At 47.0% G+C, this 1,148-nt stretch carries 1 protein-coding gene; it reads right to left on the bottom strand.

Going from position 1 to position 1,148, the window contains the following annotated elements:
* On the bottom strand, positions 1-1,148 hold a 1,148-nt coding region (locus tag R7P35_RS25535; protein WP_318093215.1), incomplete at both ends, for an NADPH-dependent assimilatory sulfite reductase hemoprotein subunit.

Below are 1,148 nucleotides of genomic sequence, written 5' to 3'. Positions count from 1 at the left end.
AAGCCATGTTCACGAGCGATCTTTTCAATCTTCGCTTTTTCGTTTTTAGGTACACCCGCAACAATTAGGTTTTGGTTGGCGGTCATACGGAAGTCACCTTTGTGGATCTTCGCGATTTCAGCGACGCCCGTTTTCAGCGGCTTACCCGGATAATCCAGCAATCGACCATTCTCGATAAATAACGCCAAGTGGAATTTACCATCGATACCTTCTACCCAACCAATACGGTCACCTCGTTCAGTGAACTCATACGGGCGGCTAGCTTCAAACTGAATGCCCGCACGTTTTTCTACTTCTGCTTTAAAGACATCTGTACCGACGCGGTCGAGTGTGTATTTGGTTTTGGCGTTCTTACGGTTTGAACGGTTACCCCAGTCGCGCTGAGTTGTCACAACTGCAGCCGCGACATCTAAGGTTTTTTCTAGAGGAATGAAACCAAAGTCATCAGCTCGACGTGGGTAAGTCGACGTATCGCCATGTGTCATCGACAAACCACCACCCACTAGCACATTAAAGCCAACCAATTTGCCGTTATCGGCAATCGCAACGAAGTTCAAATCGTTCGCGTGGACATCCACATCATTTTGTGGAGGAATGACTACGGTTGTTTTGAACTTACGTGGTAAGTAAGTTTTGCCCAGAATCGGCTCATCTTCTTCGGTCGATTCGACTTTTTCTCCGTCTAACCAAATTTCAGCATACGCGCGAGTTTTAGGTAGAAGGTGTTCACTGATCTTCTTCGCCCACTCGTAAGCTTCTTGATGCAATTCAGACTCTACCGGGTTCGTGGTACACAGTACGTTACGGTTAACGTCTCCTGCTGTCGCGATTGAATCAATACCGATGCTGTTTAGCGTTTGGTGCATCAACTTGATATTTGGTTTTAGTACGCCATGGAACTGAAACGTTTGACGTGTCGTCAGGCGAATACTTCCATATAACGAGTGTTCTGTAGCAAACTTGTCGATCGCCAGCCATTGTGTTGGCGTAATAATACCGCCAGGCATACGAGCACGAAGCATCACGTTATGAAGAGGCTCAAGCTTTTGCTTGGTACGCTCGTTACGGATATCGCGATCGTCTTGCTGATACATACCGTGGAAACGAATAAGTTGGAAGTTATCCGCTGTAAAGCCGCCAGTGATTCG

The organism is Vibrio sp. Vb0304, assembly GCF_033338995.1.
In the GTDB taxonomy this organism is placed as follows: Bacteria; Pseudomonadota; Gammaproteobacteria; order Enterobacterales; family Vibrionaceae; genus Vibrio; species Vibrio alginolyticus.
The sequence above is the reverse complement of the archived record's forward strand: the minus strand, read 5'-3'. Positions and strand labels throughout refer to the sequence as shown.